13 protein-coding genes are annotated in these 15,589 nt (G+C 61.0%); 5 read left to right on the top strand and 8 right to left on the bottom strand.

Translation table 11 applies throughout. The annotated features are described in order from the left end of the window. Positions 1–36: 36 nt before the first annotated feature. The 3 genes from C8K66_RS25195 to C8K66_RS25185 all read right to left on the bottom strand — a co-directional run bounded on the left by C8K66_RS25195 (position 37) and on the right by C8K66_RS25185 (position 3,234). Positions 37–1,218, bottom strand: a complete 1,182-nt coding sequence (locus C8K66_RS25195; RefSeq protein WP_057005714.1) for an MFS transporter — start codon at positions 1,216–1,218, stop codon at positions 37–39. Positions 1,219–1,233: 15 nt separating this feature from the next. Then, complete coding sequence (locus C8K66_RS25190) at positions 1,234–2,226, bottom strand: transporter (RefSeq protein ID WP_057005713.1); 993 nt, start codon at positions 2,224–2,226, stop codon at positions 1,234–1,236. 114 nt (positions 2,227–2,340) lie between these two features. Continuing rightward, entirely contained in the window at positions 2,341–3,234 is an 894-nt protein-coding gene (locus C8K66_RS25185; protein ID WP_108526259.1) for a helix-turn-helix domain-containing protein, read from the bottom strand. Between the two features lie 204 nt (positions 3,235–3,438). Between C8K66_RS25185 and C8K66_RS25180 the strand changes: the two genes are divergently transcribed. The 4 genes from C8K66_RS25180 to C8K66_RS25165 all read left to right on the top strand — a co-directional run bounded on the left by C8K66_RS25180 (position 3,439) and on the right by C8K66_RS25165 (position 7,931). Further along, a complete protein-coding gene (locus tag C8K66_RS25180; RefSeq protein WP_169864956.1) occupies positions 3,439–4,278 on the top strand; it encodes an SDR family NAD(P)-dependent oxidoreductase in 840 nt (279 codons plus the stop codon). A 115-nt stretch (positions 4,279–4,393) separates the two neighbouring features. Beyond that, positions 4,394–6,142, top strand: coding sequence for an FAD-dependent oxidoreductase (locus C8K66_RS25175; RefSeq protein WP_057005711.1), 1,749 nt, complete (start codon positions 4,394–4,396; stop codon positions 6,140–6,142). Further along, entirely contained in the window at positions 6,142–6,474 is a 333-nt protein-coding gene (locus C8K66_RS25170; RefSeq protein WP_057005710.1) for an NIPSNAP family protein, read from the top strand. The genes C8K66_RS25175 and C8K66_RS25170 overlap by 1 nt, the downstream gene beginning before the upstream one ends. Before the next feature lie 83 nt (positions 6,475–6,557). Then, positions 6,558–7,931, top strand: a complete 1,374-nt coding sequence (locus tag C8K66_RS25165; RefSeq protein ID WP_108526257.1) for an aromatic acid/H+ symport family MFS transporter — start codon at positions 6,558–6,560, stop codon at positions 7,929–7,931. A 26-nt stretch (positions 7,932–7,957) separates the two neighbouring features. Here the strand turns inward: C8K66_RS25165 and C8K66_RS25160 are convergent, their stop codons facing one another. The 5 genes from C8K66_RS25160 to C8K66_RS25140 form a co-directional block, all read right to left on the bottom strand. Next, entirely contained in the window at positions 7,958–9,514 is a 1,557-nt protein-coding gene (locus tag C8K66_RS25160) for a methyl-accepting chemotaxis protein (protein ID WP_057005708.1), read from the bottom strand. 351 nt (positions 9,515–9,865) lie between these two features. Next, positions 9,866–10,099, bottom strand: a complete 234-nt coding sequence (locus C8K66_RS25155; protein ID WP_026140102.1) for a hypothetical protein — start codon at positions 10,097–10,099, stop codon at positions 9,866–9,868. A gap of 397 nt (positions 10,100–10,496) precedes the next feature. Further along, positions 10,497–11,303 carry a sulfite exporter TauE/SafE family protein gene (locus C8K66_RS25150; protein WP_017847582.1) on the bottom strand — a complete coding sequence of 269 codons (807 nt, stop codon included), beginning with the start codon at positions 11,301–11,303 and terminating at the stop codon, positions 10,497–10,499. A gap of 28 nt (positions 11,304–11,331) precedes the next feature. After that, positions 11,332–13,002 carry a bifunctional protein tyrosine phosphatase family protein/NAD(P)/FAD-dependent oxidoreductase gene (locus C8K66_RS25145; protein WP_108526255.1) on the bottom strand — a complete coding sequence of 557 codons (1,671 nt, stop codon included), beginning with the start codon at positions 13,000–13,002 and terminating at the stop codon, positions 11,332–11,334. A 54-nt stretch (positions 13,003–13,056) separates the two neighbouring features. Continuing rightward, on the bottom strand, positions 13,057–13,935 hold the full coding sequence (locus tag C8K66_RS25140) for an MBL fold metallo-hydrolase (protein ID WP_017847580.1): 879 nt from the start codon (positions 13,933–13,935) through the stop codon (positions 13,057–13,059). Positions 13,936–14,178: 243 nt separating this feature from the next. Here C8K66_RS25140 and C8K66_RS25135 point away from each other — a divergent pair, with 243 nt between their 5' ends. Next, positions 14,179–15,510: a sigma-54-dependent Fis family transcriptional regulator gene (locus C8K66_RS25135; RefSeq protein WP_057005704.1), complete on the top strand. Its 1,332-nt coding sequence runs from the start codon at positions 14,179–14,181 to the stop codon at positions 15,508–15,510. Positions 15,511–15,589: the final 79 nt, after the last annotated feature.

Genomic DNA, 15,589 nt, shown 5'->3' with positions numbered 1-15,589 from the left:
TCATTGATCCAGTGGGTTCACGTCAGGGCAGGGTATTCAGGCAGATTGTGGCGACAGGGCCGGCGCGCGCGGTTTGAGGCCTCGACGAAAGCGCGCCACCACCAGGCACGAAATGATCAAGGCCACTCCATACGCCGAGGCTGCCAGCCACCCCACGGCCCGGAAATGCCCTTCGCCGACCACCAGCGCGGCACCGAACGGGCCCAGCCCTTGGCCGACAAAAATCGCCGCGTTGCCCAGGCCGGCCAATCGACCGGAAGGGTCCAGTTCGGCCGCCATCGACAGCAGGTAGGGCAGGCTGAAAAACCACACCATATGGATCAGGCACGCCGTGGCGGCGAACGCGACGGTGCTGTCGCCATAGACCATCACCAGGGTCGCCAGCAACGCGGTGCCAAAGCTCAGCAGTTGCGGAAACAGCAAACCCAGGCGGCGCCCCAACAGCCCGGAGAGCCCGGCGCCCAGGGCGCCGGCAAGGATGCTGCCGCCGAGGATGGCGCCGATCTGCTGGGGTTCCAGGCCAATACTTTTGCCAATTCGTTCCTGATACACCCACAGCGCGGAGTGCCCGAAAAACAACAGTGCAAACAACAGGATCAGCAGTACGGCAGTCAGCCCGAACGGCTGAGCCGCACCCTGGGCGATGCGATGGGCGTCAGGGTAGTGCCTGGGGATTTTCCAGCAACCCAGCGCCGCGAACAGGCTGGTGATGGCCAGCAAGGAAAACGCGCCCTGCACGCCAAACGCCTGCAAGAGCATGGGCATGGACGTCACCAGCAGCATGCCCCAGAGCAGGTTGCCGATATTGATCACGGCGAATGTCGCGTCTTTCGACCTGCGCAGCGCCGCAGTCGCATACACCACCGCCATGACCGCGCCACCGCTGGCGCCGCAGATGATCCTGAACACCATCAGCCAGGCCTGGCTGTGCAGTTGTGTGCTCGCCAGGTTGCCGGCGGCCAGGATCAGCAAGGCAACCAGCGCAAAGCGGCGGCGGTCGACCCGTGCCATGAACAGAGCACAGACGCCGCAGGCGATGGCCATCGCGATCAACTCGGCGGCGAAGATCGCGCCGATGGCATTGAGCGGCAGCCCCAGTTGATCAATCAACGCGCCGCCCAGGATCGGCTGGATCTGCAGCGTTCCCAGGGAAATGACCATCATCAGGCAAATAGCGCCCAGTGATTTCTTGCTGTCGATGGAGTCGAGCGCATTCATCGCATATCACCTCAGTCAGAACTTGTGAACGTAGCGGACCTGCACGGCGTAATCCGTCTTGCTGCGGTTTTCCACGCCGGTCTCTTTATAGGTATTGAGCCAAAAGGCCTGGTCTTCGGTCATTTTCCAGAAGAGGCCGGGGCCAATGCCCAGTACTTTTTCCCGAGAATTGCTCAGGCGGTCGCCGTTGACCTGGTCATCGGAAATCTGCCTGAAGTAATAGCCGTTGATCCCGACTGAAACCTTCGGGAACACCTCATACGAAGCCGTAAAGTTGGCCCACGCCGATTGACCCGATTGGGTGTCGTGCACCGGCCGCCCTTCAAAGAACTGCGCCGAACTGCTTGCCGGGTCGTTGTTCTTGAAGTTGTACAAGTAATTCAAGCGCCAACTCACTTCCCAGCGCGGCGCCGGCATCAGGGTCGCGGCCCAGTAGGGGTTGAAGGAGAAGTAATTGGAGCCGGGATTCAAGTCCTTGTGTTTGTCGTACTTGCCGGTGGGCAGGATCGTATCGAAGGCCACGCGCTGCACAAACACCGGCCGGCCTTCGGCGTTGACGATCGGATCGAACTGGATCTGCGGGCCGACAGTGACGTCGCCCAGGCCGACGCCGTTGTCCTTGAGCTTTACGCCGTTGTCGCCAAAGTCGCCGTCCAGAGAGACCACGGGCACCAAAAGGCTCCAGCCCAAGTGCGCGCCGCCGCCGATGGTGTCGGGCGAGTAATAGCTGAATTGGTTGATCAGGGTAATGACGTTGATCTTCGGGTTATCGAAGTTGCGGTTGTCCTTGCCGCCATTGTCACGAACGCTGCTGGATGTACTGAACTTCAGATAGGTCTGATGCGTTAGCCCGGGGGGGCCTGCGAACCCATCATAAAAGCTGGTACCGCCCAGGTTGATACCGCTGGGTTGGCTCACGGAGGGGGGAGGAGGGCCCTCTGCCGCAAAGACGGCAAGTGATACGAAGCTGAGTGTCAGGCACGCTGGCAAGGATTGTGTCAGTCTCATTGACGTCGCTCTATTATTGGAGTTGTGAGCTGGGGTAGCTTCCCCTGGCGCTTCAACTTTAATTCTCGAGCTTTCGGGTTGCTTGAACACAACGGTCAGAGTTGACTGAGAGCGTCACGTTGCGTGACGTGTGGCTTGGGTTTGAAGGCGGAATTCACTCGGGCTGCACTGGGCGTGCTTGCGAAAAAAGCGGCTGAAGTAACCGACATCGGAAAAGCCCATGCCATGGGCAATCTGCTTCACGCTTTGGGCCGAATGGGCCAGCTCGCGTTTGGCTTCGAGGATCAGCCGGGCGTTGATCAGGGTCATGGGGGTCATGCCGAGTTGTTCGTGGCACAGCCGGCCCAATGTGACGACGGTGACCCCCAGGAAACCGGCATAGTCATGCAGCGAAAGATGCTCGCGAAAGTGCCTGTTCACCAGCTCGCGAAAGGCAACGACCTGCTGGCTGCGTCGATCATGACGGTGTGCATGCAGGTCGTGGCTGTACTCGCTCAGGCGCAGCATCTGGATCACCAGCGCCAACAATAACGACATGCTGCACGCGATGTGTTCCCGACCGCGTCCGTGGTATTCGCCGTACAACGCCCGATACAGAGGCTCCAGCGGATCATCGGCCGGCGCCCAGTGCGGCAGGGCGACTACGCAGGGTTTCTGGATCTGCGGTAACAGGCCAGGGGAGAGCACTTGGACGATGCTTTCCAGCGGGTGTTGGACGGCGGTGATCACATGCCCTTCGACCCGGCCGTGCCAGGCGAAGCCATGCACGATCTGCTCAGGGATGAACAGCAGGCACGGGGCCTTGACCTCGACCCGCTGGTTGTCCAGCAGCACCTCGCCTTCGCCGCTTTGCAGGTACAGCATCTGCAACAACCCATCGTGGCGATGAGCGGCGATCTCCCAGTTATAGGCGCCGGAGCGCAGGGAGATTGACTCGACATGCAGGGAGTCGTGCCATATCGGCGCCGCCGCCTCGCCGTACAGGGCATAGCTGGGAATCTTGTTCATTATTCTTATGGTCTACAGGCACGTGTTTTCTACCTTAGCGAAGAATCCGCGCGTAGGGCAATTTGCCGCTGATTTGTCGTAAAAGTCTCTACGGTTGAAGGTTTTGTCCATTCTTGCGAGTCGTCCCACGCTTCTATGCTGAGCCTCGCCTGCTGCTTGCCATGCAGTGGGCGAACTGTCTTGAAATGCGTGTTGGAGATAACAATGAATAATAACGACCTGCCGAAAAACTGGCTGAACCTCGAGGCCAAAGTCTGTGTCCTCACTGGCGCGGCTGGCGGTATCGGCGCTGCGATCGCCGCCGCGCTGGTTAGCCAGAATGCCCATGTGGTGCTGCTCGATCGCGACGAACGGAAATGCCGTGAACTGGCCGTCGAGCTGGCGAAAAACAGTGAAGCGGATGTCTCGGTGTTGCACTGCGATATTGCCGATCCCTTTAGCGTGCAACAGGCCGCGGAGCAAGTGCAGGCGCTCCATGGGCGTTGCGATGTGCTGATCAACAACGCCAGCGTGCTGCAGGCCGGGGCGCTTGAAACGCTGACCCTGGACGAATGGAACCAGGTGCTGTCGGTCAACCTGACGGGCTATCTGCTGTGTGCCCAGGCGTTCGGGCGCCTGATGCTGGCCCGACAAAGCGGCAGCATCGTGCATATCGCGTCGATCGCCGCGCATTACCCGCAAACCTTCAGCGGTGCCTACAGTACAGCCAAGGCCGGGGTCGCCATGCTTTCTCGGCAGATAGCGGCGGAGTGGGGGCCGCGGGGCATCCGCAGCAATGCCATCTGCCCGGGCCTGATCCGCACGCCGCTGTCGGCAGCGTTCTACGCCGATCCCAAGGTCGAGCAAGAGCGCAAGGCGATGACCGCCAACCAGCGGATCGGCGAGCCGCAGGACATAGCCGATGCCGTCCTGTTCCTTGCGAGCCCGCGGGCAGGTTATGTCAACGCTGCCGAGTTGACCGTCGATGGAGGCCTGGAAAGTATGTTGATGGCGTTGATCCCTCGCCCCGGCTACGAATCACCCACGATCAGCCGCCAGGCCTGACCTCCGTTCGGCCGATGACGGTCGACTCCGAATCCCCCAGCGAACCCTCGCCTGTCGTGCTGTCGATGGCGACGACGGCTGCCGTTCGGCTGGCTTTTACCGAGTGAGACTGACTATGACGACGACAACAACCGCGGCGATCCGCCGGTGCGACGTACTGGTGATCGGCGCCGGTGCCGGTGGCCTGGCGACCGCCATTACGGCGCGCAAGCAGGGGCTGGAAGTCATTGTGATTGAAAAGGATGCGTTCTTCGGCGGCACCACCGCCTTCTCGGGTGGGGTGCTGTGGATTCCCGGCAATGCCTTGTCCCAGGCCAACGGCATCCCGGACAGCCGCGAGGCCGCGCTGACCTATATGAAGCACGAAACGGGCGATTTCTACGATGCCGAGGCCGTCGATGCATTTCTCGATAACGCGCCGCGGATGATCGACTTTTTCCAGCGAGAGACCGAGGTCCAGTTCGTCCCCACCCTCTATCCGGACTATCACCCGGACGTGGCCGGTGGCGTCGATATTGGCCGTTCGATCCTCGCCGCGCCTTTCGACATCCGCAAGCTTGGGGCCGACATGGCACGCCTGCGGCCGCCGCTCAAAACCATCACGTTCATTGGGATGATGTTCAATTCGTCGAATGCCGACCTCAAGCATTTCTTCAATGCCACCAAATCCCTGACCTCATTCCTCTATGTCGCAAAGCGCTTGATGACGCATGCCAAGGAGTTGCTGCTTTACCGGCGCGGCATTCAGGTGACCAGCGGCAATGCCTTGGCCGCGCGGCTGGCGAAATCGGCACTGGACCTGGGGATTCCGATTCTGACGCAAACCAGCGCGCAGCAATTGTTGAAAAGCGCAGACCGGGTCAATGGCGTGGTCGCTCAGACCGCGGGCGGTGAAGTGCGGTTTGAAGCCCGCTACGGTGTGGTGCTGGCCAGCGGTGGGTTTTCCCATGATCTGCAACGGTTGAAGCAGGCCTATCCCCATGTGCGCCGCGGTGGCGAGCATTTCTCCCCGGTGCCGCAGACCAACACCGGAGATGGCGCACGCATGGCCGAGGCCTTGGGTGGCACCGTCGATATACGGCTCAAGGCGCCTGCTGCCTGGATGCCCGTCTCGAAAGTGCCGATGGGTAACGGCAGGTTCACCGCCTTCCCGCATCTGCTCGATCGCTACAAGCCCGGAGTGATCGGCGTGACCCGCAATGGCCAACGGTTCACCAACGAGTCCAACTCGTATCACGACGTGGGCGCGGCAATGATTGACGCCTGCGCCCACCAGGCTGAAACCGCCATGTGGTTGATCTGCGACCGCCGGACCATGGCCAAGTACGGGCTGGGTTATGCCAAGCCGGCACCGATGCCCCTCGCGCCATTGCTGCGCAACGGTTACTTGCACAGCGGCAGCACCCTGGCTGAATTGGCGCGCAACGCCGGGCTCGACGCGGCCGGCTTGGAACAGACCGTGCGTGACTACAATCGCACGGCGGGGCAGGGCGTGGATCAGCAGTTCGGCCGTGGCAGCACCACCTTCAACCGCTACCTCGCCGACCCGCAGAACCTGCCGAATCCGTGCGTGGCGCCGATTGGCGAAGGCCCTTACTACGCCCTCAAAGTGATCATGGGCGACCTCGGCACCTTCGATGGCATCAACACCAGCGTGCGCGGCGAAGTGCTCAACCGACAAGGCCAGGCGATCGATGGGCTTTACGCGGTGGGCAACGACCGGGCGAGCATCATGGGCGGCAACTATCCCGCTGCCGGGATCACGCTCGGGCCGATCATGACCTTCGCTTATCTCACCGGCCTGCACCTGGCTCGCGTGGCTGCAGAAAAAGCTTCGGGCACCCCCCAGCAGGAGGTGGCCTGATGATTCACAAACCGGTCATCGATCACCGCATCTACACCATCCGTCCACGCGGCATGAGCGAGTTCATCGAGGTATTCGATCGTCTGGCAATGCCGATTTTGCTGGAGCATCTGGGCGCGCCGCTGGGTTTTTATACCAGCAGCATCGGCCCATTGAACCAAGTCGTTCACCTCTGGGGCTACGACAGTCTCGATGACTTCGAGCGCCGCAGCCAGGCGCGGGATGGCGACCCCCGCTTCCCGGCCTACCTGCAAGCATCGGCGCATCTGATCCTGGCTCAGGAAACCCGGATTATCCGTCCGGTGCGGTTCAACAGTCTCGGCAGCGCTTGAGCCGCCGGTCGCGATCCTCGTTTCACCCCAATAAAAAAGCGGGCGCAGTGGTTGGGCGCCCCCACAACACAGAGGTGACTTTCATGCTGACAACTCAACCCATCGACATCCAGGCGCTGATCAACAGTCGCGCCATTGGCGGCTTTCAGAAGTGGGTCGTATTTCTCGGTTTCCTGATCATCGGCCTGGATGGCTTCGATGTGGCAATCATGGGCTTTCTCGCACCGCAATTGAAAATGGACTGGGGCTTGAGCCACCAGCAGTTGGGCCCGGTGTTGAGTGCGGCGCTGATTGGCCTGGCTGTCGGTGCGCTGGTCGCGGGGCCGCTGGCCGACCGTTACGGACGCAAGATCGTGCTGGTGAGCAGTGTGTTCATGTTTGGTCTGTGGACGCTGGCGACGGCGTTTTCCCCGGACATCAATACCATGGTCGTACTGCGCTTCATGACGGGCTTGGGGCTCGGCGCGGCCATGCCGAATGCCAGCACCCTGGTGTCGGAGTACGCGCCGCAGCGCAGTCGTTCGTTCCTGATCACGGTGGCGTTTTGCGGGTTTTCCTTGGGCGCTGCGGCAGGCGGCTTTCTGTCAGCCTGGATGATTCCGGCCTTCGGCTGGAAAAGCATGCTGATCCTGGGCGGTGTCTTGCCCCTGCTGGTGGCGCCGCTACTGTATTTCAAACTGCCTGAATCGGTGGCCTTCCTGGTCGCCAGGCAGGCGCCGAACGCGTCTATCCGCGCCATTGTGGAAAAACTCGCGCCGGGCGTCAGCGACGCGAAATCGACCTTCTGCCTGCCGGCTCATCCGCTGATGCGCGCTTCGGCGATGCAGATCGTATTGTCCCCGTCCTATCGCTTCGGCACGTTGATGTTGTGGAGCGGTTATGTCCTTGCGTTGTTTCTGGTCTACCTGTTCAGCGGCTGGTTACCGACCCTGGTGAAAGAAGGCGGCGGTTATAGCGTCGCGGACGCGGCCATCGTGACCGCGATGTTCCAGATCGGCGGACCCGCAGGCGCGCTGTGCGTCGGTTGGGTAATGGATCGCTGGAACAAATACCGGGTGCTGATGGCGGTGTTCATGTTGAGCGGTGCGGTGATCTATGCGATCGGCCAGGCCACGGGGCACTTTGTGCTGCTGTGCTCGATTGCCTGGATGGTGGGGTTTTGCCTCAATGGCGCGAGCGTCGGCATGAATGCGCTGGCCGCCACGTTCTACCCCACGCAGGCGCGAGCAACCGGCGCCAGTTGGATGAGCGGTATCGGTCGTGTTGGCGCGATCCTCAGCGCCTTTGCCGGCGCGCAGATGCTGAGTTGGGGCTGGACCTTCGCGCAAGTGTTTGCCGCGCTTGTGGTGCCTTCCGGTCTGGCGGCCCTGGCGATTTATGGGCTGGGCCGCAGCGCCAACAGGGTGTTTACCGATCGACCGGTGGTGTCTGTGCCACCGCGCCGGACGAATCTGTAAGCACCGATATTGGCGATCCGCCGCACCTAGACCTTGAAACGCTCCACCAGCCGTTCCAGCTCATGTCCCAGCCGCGCCAGTTCGTTACTCGACGCGGCGGTTTCCTCGCAGGTGTTGGCCGTCTGGTCGGAGATGTCGCGAACGTTGATCACGCTGCGATTGATCTCCTCGGTGACGGCGCTTTGCTGTTCCGCCGCCGTTGCAATCTGCTGATTCATTGCCTGAATGATCGAGACCTTGCTGGTGATGTTCTCCAGCGCGCTGACGGCACGGTGGGTGCATTCCACGCTGCTTTCGCTCAGCAGCAGGCTGCTTTCCATGCCCGAGGCCACGGCTTGGGTGCCGCTTTGCACACCGGCGACCAGGCTCTCGATTTCTTCGGTGGAGCGCTGGGTGCGCAGGGCGAGGTTGCGCACTTCGTCGGCCACCACCGCAAAACCACGGCCGGCCTCTCCGGCGCGGGCGGCTTCAATCGCGGCGTTCAGCGCCAGCAGGTTGGTTTGCTGGGCGACGGCTTTGATCACGTCCAGGACACCGCCGATTTTATCGCTCTGTTCCTGGAGGTGGCGCACAGCGTCTGCCGACTGGTTGAGTTCTGTCGCCAGGCGCTGGATCTGCTCGATGGCTTCACCCACGATCTGCTCGCCCTCGCTGGCTTGCTGATCGGCGGCCGACGCAGCGACGGAAGCTTCCTCGGCGTTGCGTGCGACGTTGTGGACGGTGGCGGTCATCTCGTTCATTGCGGTGGCGACATGATCTGTTTCGGCTTTCTGGGTGCTGATCCCCGAATTCGTTTGCTCGGTCACCGCCGACAGTTGTTCGGCCGCGCTGGCAACCTGAATAACGCCGGATCGAATGCCATCGATCAGCTCATGAAGGTTGAGCATCATCTGCTGAAGGCCCGACTGCAGTTGGCCCAGCTCATCGCGCCGGGTCACCGCCACATGCTCGGTCAAATCACCCCGGGCAATGCGGTTCACCGCCTGGAGCGTGTGCTGCAGTGGATTGACGATTTGCCGTGTGATCACCCATGCGGCGAGCGCGCCCAGCAGCAGCGCCAGGGCCGCAACGAGGCCCAGCGAGGCCTTGGCGGACGCGGCATCCGAATCGCGTTTGGTGTTTTGCGACTCAATCAGCTTTTGCGTGGTGTCGAGCAACACGTCGCCCAACTGACCCATCCGTTTAAACAAGGCCGCCTGGTCAATATTGGGCGTGGCCAGGTCATGCAGCAGTTGCCCGTACCCTTTGACTGCATTTTCCTGCTGTTGAATCAGGTCTTGATCCTGCGGGTCGATGAATTTTTCCCTGATGCTGTCCAAGTGGGTTGCGAGGCGATCCAGGGTTTGCTGCAGCGGTTGATAGGCATCCGGTTGGGTGTTCGTACCGATGCGCAAGCGAATGATCCGCAAGTCTTTGGTGTAATCGCTGACCTGCGCAATTTCCTCAACCTTGAGCCCGCGGTCGGTCAATGCCACCACGGCGTACCAGCCGGTCGCGGCCAGCAACAACGCAAGCCCCAGTACCAGGCCGAATCCCCAACTTAATTTAGCACTGACTCGGATATTGCTGATCCAGCCGAACATATGGACTCCAGTGAGTAACTCAGGTTGATTGATCCTTTATCACCTGAATGTCGACCATCCCTCTCAATGCTTTAGCACTAGTGTGACGGTCAGGCTGATCCAGATGGCAAATCGGGCCATGTATGAAAAATATCAGGATGCGAGGGAGATTGATTGGCGGTGCGACTGAAAGGATACAGCTCAACGTCTGTCGGGCGTTGGCGGAGTTGTCGGTTATTCAACTAAGGTGGCTTTTTCGACACGCGTAGTGCGGCTTTGTACTTTAGTCGAATATTCAGCCGGTCCGAGTTCTGGCGGGCCTGTTTTCAGCGCGCGAACGACCGAAAAGAGTGCAGGGCCGTACTGATAAGTCTAGATCTTGATCGCTTTTTTCAGATAGGAAAACAGCTGGTCCTGGCAGGCCCTGTATTGATTTTCAAGGTGTTCCACTTCCCACATGCGAGCCAGCCATACCTCATCACAGGCCGCTTCCAAATGATTGACGGTTGTCATCCAGGCGGTTTGGGCGTTAGCCGTCGCTTGGAGTAATTGCAACAGTTCCTCATTTATCGGAAGGGTATTCGGTGAAGAGGGGATGGGCGACATTCAAAGTACCGGGAGTCGATTTTAATAGTGGGTGATTTTTCTATTACACACTATAAAACGCTGTCCGCGAAAGGCAGTATTCGACTAATGGCTAACGGGGTGAGGCGGTAAAGTTCAATTCCTTTGGGGTGCATATTCATGCGATTTATAATGTTGCGCGCGCACTTATAGTATTTTCTCGGATTAAGCCAGTGATTCGATTCAGCCGATAAGTTGGATATTTATTTAGCCTTTATCTAATAACGTATCGCGCGGGTACTTGTATCTTGGCGGCCCGGGTGATCAACGGCTGCCACGATGGCGCGCCAATGCCCACGCCTGCCAGGCACGACCGAAGCGTGACGTTGAACCCTGACAGGCGTGTTTCACGCACGCCTGGAAAGTCGGGAATCCGCGCTCATGATCCAAGCGCTTTGACCAGCAGGGCCACCGCCACCAGCATCGACACGGCGGCAAATCCGCGTTGCAAGTGCGGGCCTGCCAGCCGCGCCGCGATCAGGCGCCCGCCGGCCATTCCAAACAAGGCGCCCACGGAGAACGGCAGGGCCACGGCCCACTGCAAATGCCCGGCCGCCGAGCTGGCGGCCACGCCAGCCATCGACACCAGCGCAATCACCGCCAGCGACGTCGCCAGCACCGACTGCGCGGTCAAATTGGTGTAGCGCTGCAGCGCCGGCACCATCACAAAGCCGCCACCCACGCCGAGCAAGCCCGAAAGCCCGCCCGCGATCACGCCCGACACCGTGAGCGCCCAGGCGCACGGCGCCGTCCAGTTCAGCTTGCCGCGTTGGGCGTCCAATACGCAGGGCGGCGGTTTGGTCGCGACGGCGGCCTTCGACGCCGGGGACGGCGGCAACGACCGTTTGAATACCCGGAACGCCACGTACATCAGCACGCAGGCAAACAGGATCGTCAACGGACGATTCGGCGTGCGCTGCGCCAACCACAGGCCCAGCGGCGAGCAGATGATCCCGGCGGTGGCGATCAACAGCGCCGCCTTGTAGCGGACGGTGCCGTTTTTCAGGCCCATCACCGCGCCCAGCGTCGCGGCCAGGCCCACCGCCAACAACCCGATGGGCCCGGCCTCTGCCATGCTCAAGCCCGCCCCAAACACCAGCAACGGCACCGCGAGTATGCCGCCGCCGGCGCCGGTCAGGGCCAGAATCACGCCGACTGTCAGCCCGAGCAGTAAGACGATGATCATCTCAGTCTCCTTGCGTTCAGCGCTGATTTCATTGGTCGGTCAACTCGGGTTTCGCCAGCCATTCGCGGCCCTTGAGCATACCCTTCCAATACAGCGGCGGAAGAATCCGCTCTTTGAGCAGCCACGCCAGCCGGGAAGGGCGGGTGCCGTCGATCAGCCATGACGGGAAGCTGGGGGCGACCTTGCCGCCATAGGTGAACTCCGCCAGGACGATCTTGCCGCGCTCCACCGTCAGCGGGCAGGAGCCGTAACCGTCGTACTGCGCGCAACCGTTGGCCTTGCCCATGGCCGCCAGCACGTTATGCGCCACCACCGGCGCCTGCTTGCGCGCAGCGGCCGCGGTCTTGGCGTTGCTCGTGTTGGCCGCGTCGCCCAGCGCATGGATATTGGCAAAGGTTTTGTGGCGCAGCGTGGCGGGGTCGACATCGATCCAGCCGGCCGCGTCAGCCAGCGGGCTGACCCGAATGAAGTCCGGCGCGACCTGCGGTGGCACCACGTGCAGCAAATCAAACTCACGGGTCAGCACACGGGGGCTGCCATCCGGGTTCACGCCGCTGAACGTGGCCGTCCGCGCCGGGCCATCGACGCGGGTGAGGGTGTTGCCGAAATTCAGGTCGATGCCGTAAGCGGTGACGTATTCCATCAGCGCGGGCACATAGTCGGGAACCCCGAACAGCACCGCGCCGGCGCTGTAGAACTCGATCTCGACGGCATCTAGCACACCGCTGCGTTTCCAGTGGTCGGCCGATAAGTACATGGCTTTTTGCGGCGCCCCGGCGCATTTGATCGGCATCGGCGGCTGCGTGAAAATCGCCCGGCCACCCCGCAGTTGCTGGACCTTTTCCCAGGTATAAGGTGCCAGGTGATACAGGTAATTGGAGGTCACGCCGTTGCGGCCCAGGGTCTCCGACAACCCCTCGATGGCATGCCAATCGAGCTTCAGGCCGGGGCACACAATCAGTTGCTCGTATTTGACGACCCGGCAGCCATCCAGAATCACCGCATTTCGCTCGGGTTCGAAAGCCGCCACCGCCGCCTTGATCCAATGCACGCCGCGGGGCAGGGTGGTGCCCATGGTGTGCGCCGTTTGGCGCGCATCGAACACACCACCGCCGACCAGCGTCCAGCCGGGTTGGTAGTAATGCACATCGGCCGGGTCGACGATCGCAATGTCGAGCCCCGGCGCGCGGGCCAGCAGGCTGGAGGCGGTGGCGATACCCGCCGCGCCGGCACCGATGATGACCACGGTATGTTGTGCTTCGGCCACTTCGACCGGCGTGCGGCCCTGGTTCGCGATCCGCCGGATCACGCCTTTCATATCGAAGCCGGCTTTTTTGGCGCTTTCGACGATGTGCGGCAGGTCGTGCTGACCTGCTTGCGACAGCGCCCACATCGTTGTCGAGCGCATCCCGGACCGGCAATAAGCCAACACCGGTTTGGGCAGCGTTTCCAGCAACTCGCCGAAGGTAATCCCCTGCTCGTCGGTGACTTTGCCCGACTCGGCGGGAAGGTAGTGCGCTTCGATGCCGACCGCGTCGGCGGCGCGTTTGATTTCGGCAAACAACGGTTGGTCACTGCCTTCGCCATCGGGGCGGTTGCAGATGACGGCACGAAAGCCGGCGGCTTTCAGTTCGGCCAATTGGCTGGGGAAAATCTGTTCTGATACTGATAAAGCAGGCGCAAGGCGGCGGATATCCATAAGTGTCTCCGTTATGGGTATTTTTCTTATGATTTTTTTAGGGTGGGGGGAATGTCAGGCGACGTTGAGTGGGATTTTCAGGTAGCGAATCCCATTCGATTCAGGCTCGGGCAAATGCCCGGCTCGCATGTTGACCTGGACCGAGGGCAGGATCAGGGTCGGCATGTCCATCGAGGCATCCCGCTTGGTACGCATCGCCACGAACTCCTCCTCACTGATGCCATTACGCACATGCACGTTCTGCTCGCGCTGTTCGGCAACGGTGCTGACGAATTGCACCTCGCGGCCGCCCGGCTGGTAGTCGTGGCACATATACAGCAATGTATCCGCCGGCAGGCTCAACACTTTGTTGATTGACTGGAACAGCGTGCGCGCATTGCCGCCGGGGAAGTCACAGCGGGCGGTGCCGTAGTCGGGCATGAACAGCGTGTCGCCGACGAAGGCCGCCGTTTCGCTGCCATCGCTGACGACATAAGTCATGCAGGCCGGCGTATGGCCGGGTGTATGCAGTGCGGTGCAGTGCAGCGTGCCAATGCTGAACGACTCGTCGTTGACGAACAGGTGATCGAACTGACTGCCGTCGCGGGGCATATCGCTACCGGCATTGAACAGCGTGCCGAAGACCTTTTGTACCGTCGAAATCTGGCTGCCGATGCCGATCTTCCCGCCGAGCTTTTCTTTCAGGTAGGGCGCGGCGGTCAGGTGGTCGGCGTGGACGTGGGTCTCGAGAATCCACTCGACCTGCGCATTCAGCTCGCTCACCCGCGCGATCAGGCGGTCGGCGGACGTGGTGGCGGTGTGGCCGGATTTAGGGTCGTAATCCAATACGCTGTCGATGATCGCGCAGTGGAGGGTGGTCTCGTCCAGTACCAGATAGCTGACGGTGTTGGTGGCAGAGTCGAAGAAGCCTTCGACGTGAAGTTTGACGCGCATGAACTGTCTCCTTAGGGGGGGGCTTTTTTTTCGAGCCGCTTAGACTAAGGACTGACATAGCAATAAGTTTGCCAGGCCATGGTTTTGCCGAAATAGCCTAATATCCAATTGATTTTATTGGGCTTTGTGTTTCTGTATAGGGGTATTCAGGCCTGTATCTGGGGGATTCTTCTGCCATTGGCAGTGCCTTGACAGAGGTGGCAGTGCCACAACAGGATGGAAAAATGGATTCCAGGAGCCATGATGAAGACTTTTCTGCCTACCCCAGCCAACGCCGTTCCACACCCGGATCAAGTGCAGTCGCTTGTTTCGTTTCTGGAACACGAACCCAATCCGATGATCGTGCTCGATCCGGACTACAACATCCTGGCAGCCAACACGGCCTATCAGCGCCAGTTCGGCAGCGCTGACAAACCCTTTATCGGCCATAAGTGTTATCAGATCTCACACCATTACGACGTCCCTTGTGACCAGGCGGGTGAGAATTGCCCGATGAAGAAGGCCCAGGAAAAGCGCGGGCCGGATCGTGTCTTGCACATCCACCACACGCCTCGGGGGCCTGAGCATGTCGACGTCGAATTACGGCCGATCCTCGACGAACATGGGGTGATCACCGCTTATGTTGAGCGCCTGACGCTGGTGCGCAGCGCCTCGGCGCGGCCGAGCAACGAAGGGCTGGTCGGTTGTTCACCGGCCTTCAACCTTGCCCTGTCGGAACTGCAGCGGGTGGCGCCGTCCATGCTGCCGGTGCTGCTCCTGGGCGAGTCGGGTACCGGCAAGGAGCTGTTCGCGCGCGCCGTCCATGAAACCAGCGAACGGGCCAGCGGGCCGTTTGTCGTGGTGGATTGCTCGGGCTTGACCGAAACACTCTTTGAGAGCGAGCTGTTCGGCCATGAAAAAGGCGCCTTCACCGGCGCCATCACCCGCAAGCCCGGCTTGGTCGAAACCGCCCAGGGCGGCACATTGTTCCTGGATGAGATTGGCGATGTGCCGTTGGCCATGCAGGTCAAACTGTTGCGCCTGATCGAATCGGGCACCTATCGCCGGGTCGGCAGTGTCGAGACCTTCCACGCCAATTTCAGGTTGATTGCCGCCACCCACAAGCCGCTGGAAAAAATGATGGAAAAAGGCGAGTTCAGGCAGGACCTGTACTACCGCATCAGCGCCTTCCCCATTCATTTGCCGCCCTTGCGCAACCGGGTAGAAGACATCGCCTTGCTGGTGAATTCATTCCTGCAACGGCGTGGTGCCGGCAAACGTCGACTGACCATCGATGCCGAAGCCCTGGCAGCCCTGCAGCAGTACTCATGGCCAGGCAATGTGCGTGAGTTACGCAACGTCCTGGAAAGAGCAAGCCTGTTCGCTGACGATGGGGTCATCCGCGCCATCCATTTACCCCAGGCCTCCGTGGCGCCGCCACCTCAGGCTGCGCCTGCGGCTTCGACGCCGTTCGACGGCAGCACTCTGGCGCAGGCCCTGGCCACATTCAAAGGCACCCGCAGCGAACTGGCCAAGCACCTGGGGATCAGCGACCGGACCTTGTACCGGCGCCTGAAGGAGCAAGGCCTGGCCTAGCCCTCTACGACTGCCAGTGACTGCCAAGCTGCCAGACTGGCAGCGCATTGACCAGCAGCGGTGCGCCAGGGCTACCGCT

The organism is Pseudomonas sp. GV105, assembly GCF_003058185.1.
Taxonomy (GTDB): Bacteria; Pseudomonadota; Gammaproteobacteria; order Pseudomonadales; family Pseudomonadaceae; genus Aquipseudomonas; species Aquipseudomonas veronii.
Note: the sequence above shows the minus strand (reverse complement) of the source record. Positions and strands in the feature narration are given on the sequence as shown.

What these genes read in the sequence shown, in the direction of transcription:
- C8K66_RS25155 (WP_026140102.1), bottom strand. Translation starts at nt 10,099, where the DNA reads ATGTCGCCCATCCCCTCTTCACCGAATACCCTTCCGATAAATGAGGAA.
- C8K66_RS25190 (WP_057005713.1), bottom strand. Translation starts at nt 2,226, where the DNA reads ATGAGACTGACACAATCCTTGCCAGCGTGCCTGACACTCAGCTTCGTA.
- C8K66_RS25145 (WP_108526255.1), bottom strand. Translation starts at nt 13,002, where the DNA reads ATGGATATCCGCCGCCTTGCGCCTGCTTTATCAGTATCAGAACAGATT.
- C8K66_RS25150 (WP_017847582.1), bottom strand. Translation starts at nt 11,303, where the DNA reads ATGATCATCGTCTTACTGCTCGGGCTGACAGTCGGCGTGATTCTGGCC.
- C8K66_RS25170 (WP_057005710.1), top strand. Translation starts at nt 6,142, where the DNA reads ATGATTCACAAACCGGTCATCGATCACCGCATCTACACCATCCGTCCA.
- C8K66_RS25160 (WP_057005708.1), bottom strand. Translation starts at nt 9,514, where the DNA reads ATGTTCGGCTGGATCAGCAATATCCGAGTCAGTGCTAAATTAAGTTGG.
- C8K66_RS25185 (WP_108526259.1), bottom strand. Translation starts at nt 3,234, where the DNA reads ATGAACAAGATTCCCAGCTATGCCCTGTACGGCGAGGCGGCGGCGCCG.
- C8K66_RS25165 (WP_108526257.1), top strand. Translation starts at nt 6,558, where the DNA reads ATGCTGACAACTCAACCCATCGACATCCAGGCGCTGATCAACAGTCGC.
- C8K66_RS25140 (WP_017847580.1), bottom strand. Translation starts at nt 13,935, where the DNA reads ATGCGCGTCAAACTTCACGTCGAAGGCTTCTTCGACTCTGCCACCAAC.
- C8K66_RS25135 (WP_057005704.1), top strand. Translation starts at nt 14,179, where the DNA reads ATGAAGACTTTTCTGCCTACCCCAGCCAACGCCGTTCCACACCCGGAT.
- C8K66_RS25195 (WP_057005714.1), bottom strand. Translation starts at nt 1,218, where the DNA reads ATGAATGCGCTCGACTCCATCGACAGCAAGAAATCACTGGGCGCTATT.
- C8K66_RS25180 (WP_169864956.1), top strand. Translation starts at nt 3,439, where the DNA reads ATGAATAATAACGACCTGCCGAAAAACTGGCTGAACCTCGAGGCCAAA.
- C8K66_RS25175 (WP_057005711.1), top strand. Translation starts at nt 4,394, where the DNA reads ATGACGACGACAACAACCGCGGCGATCCGCCGGTGCGACGTACTGGTG.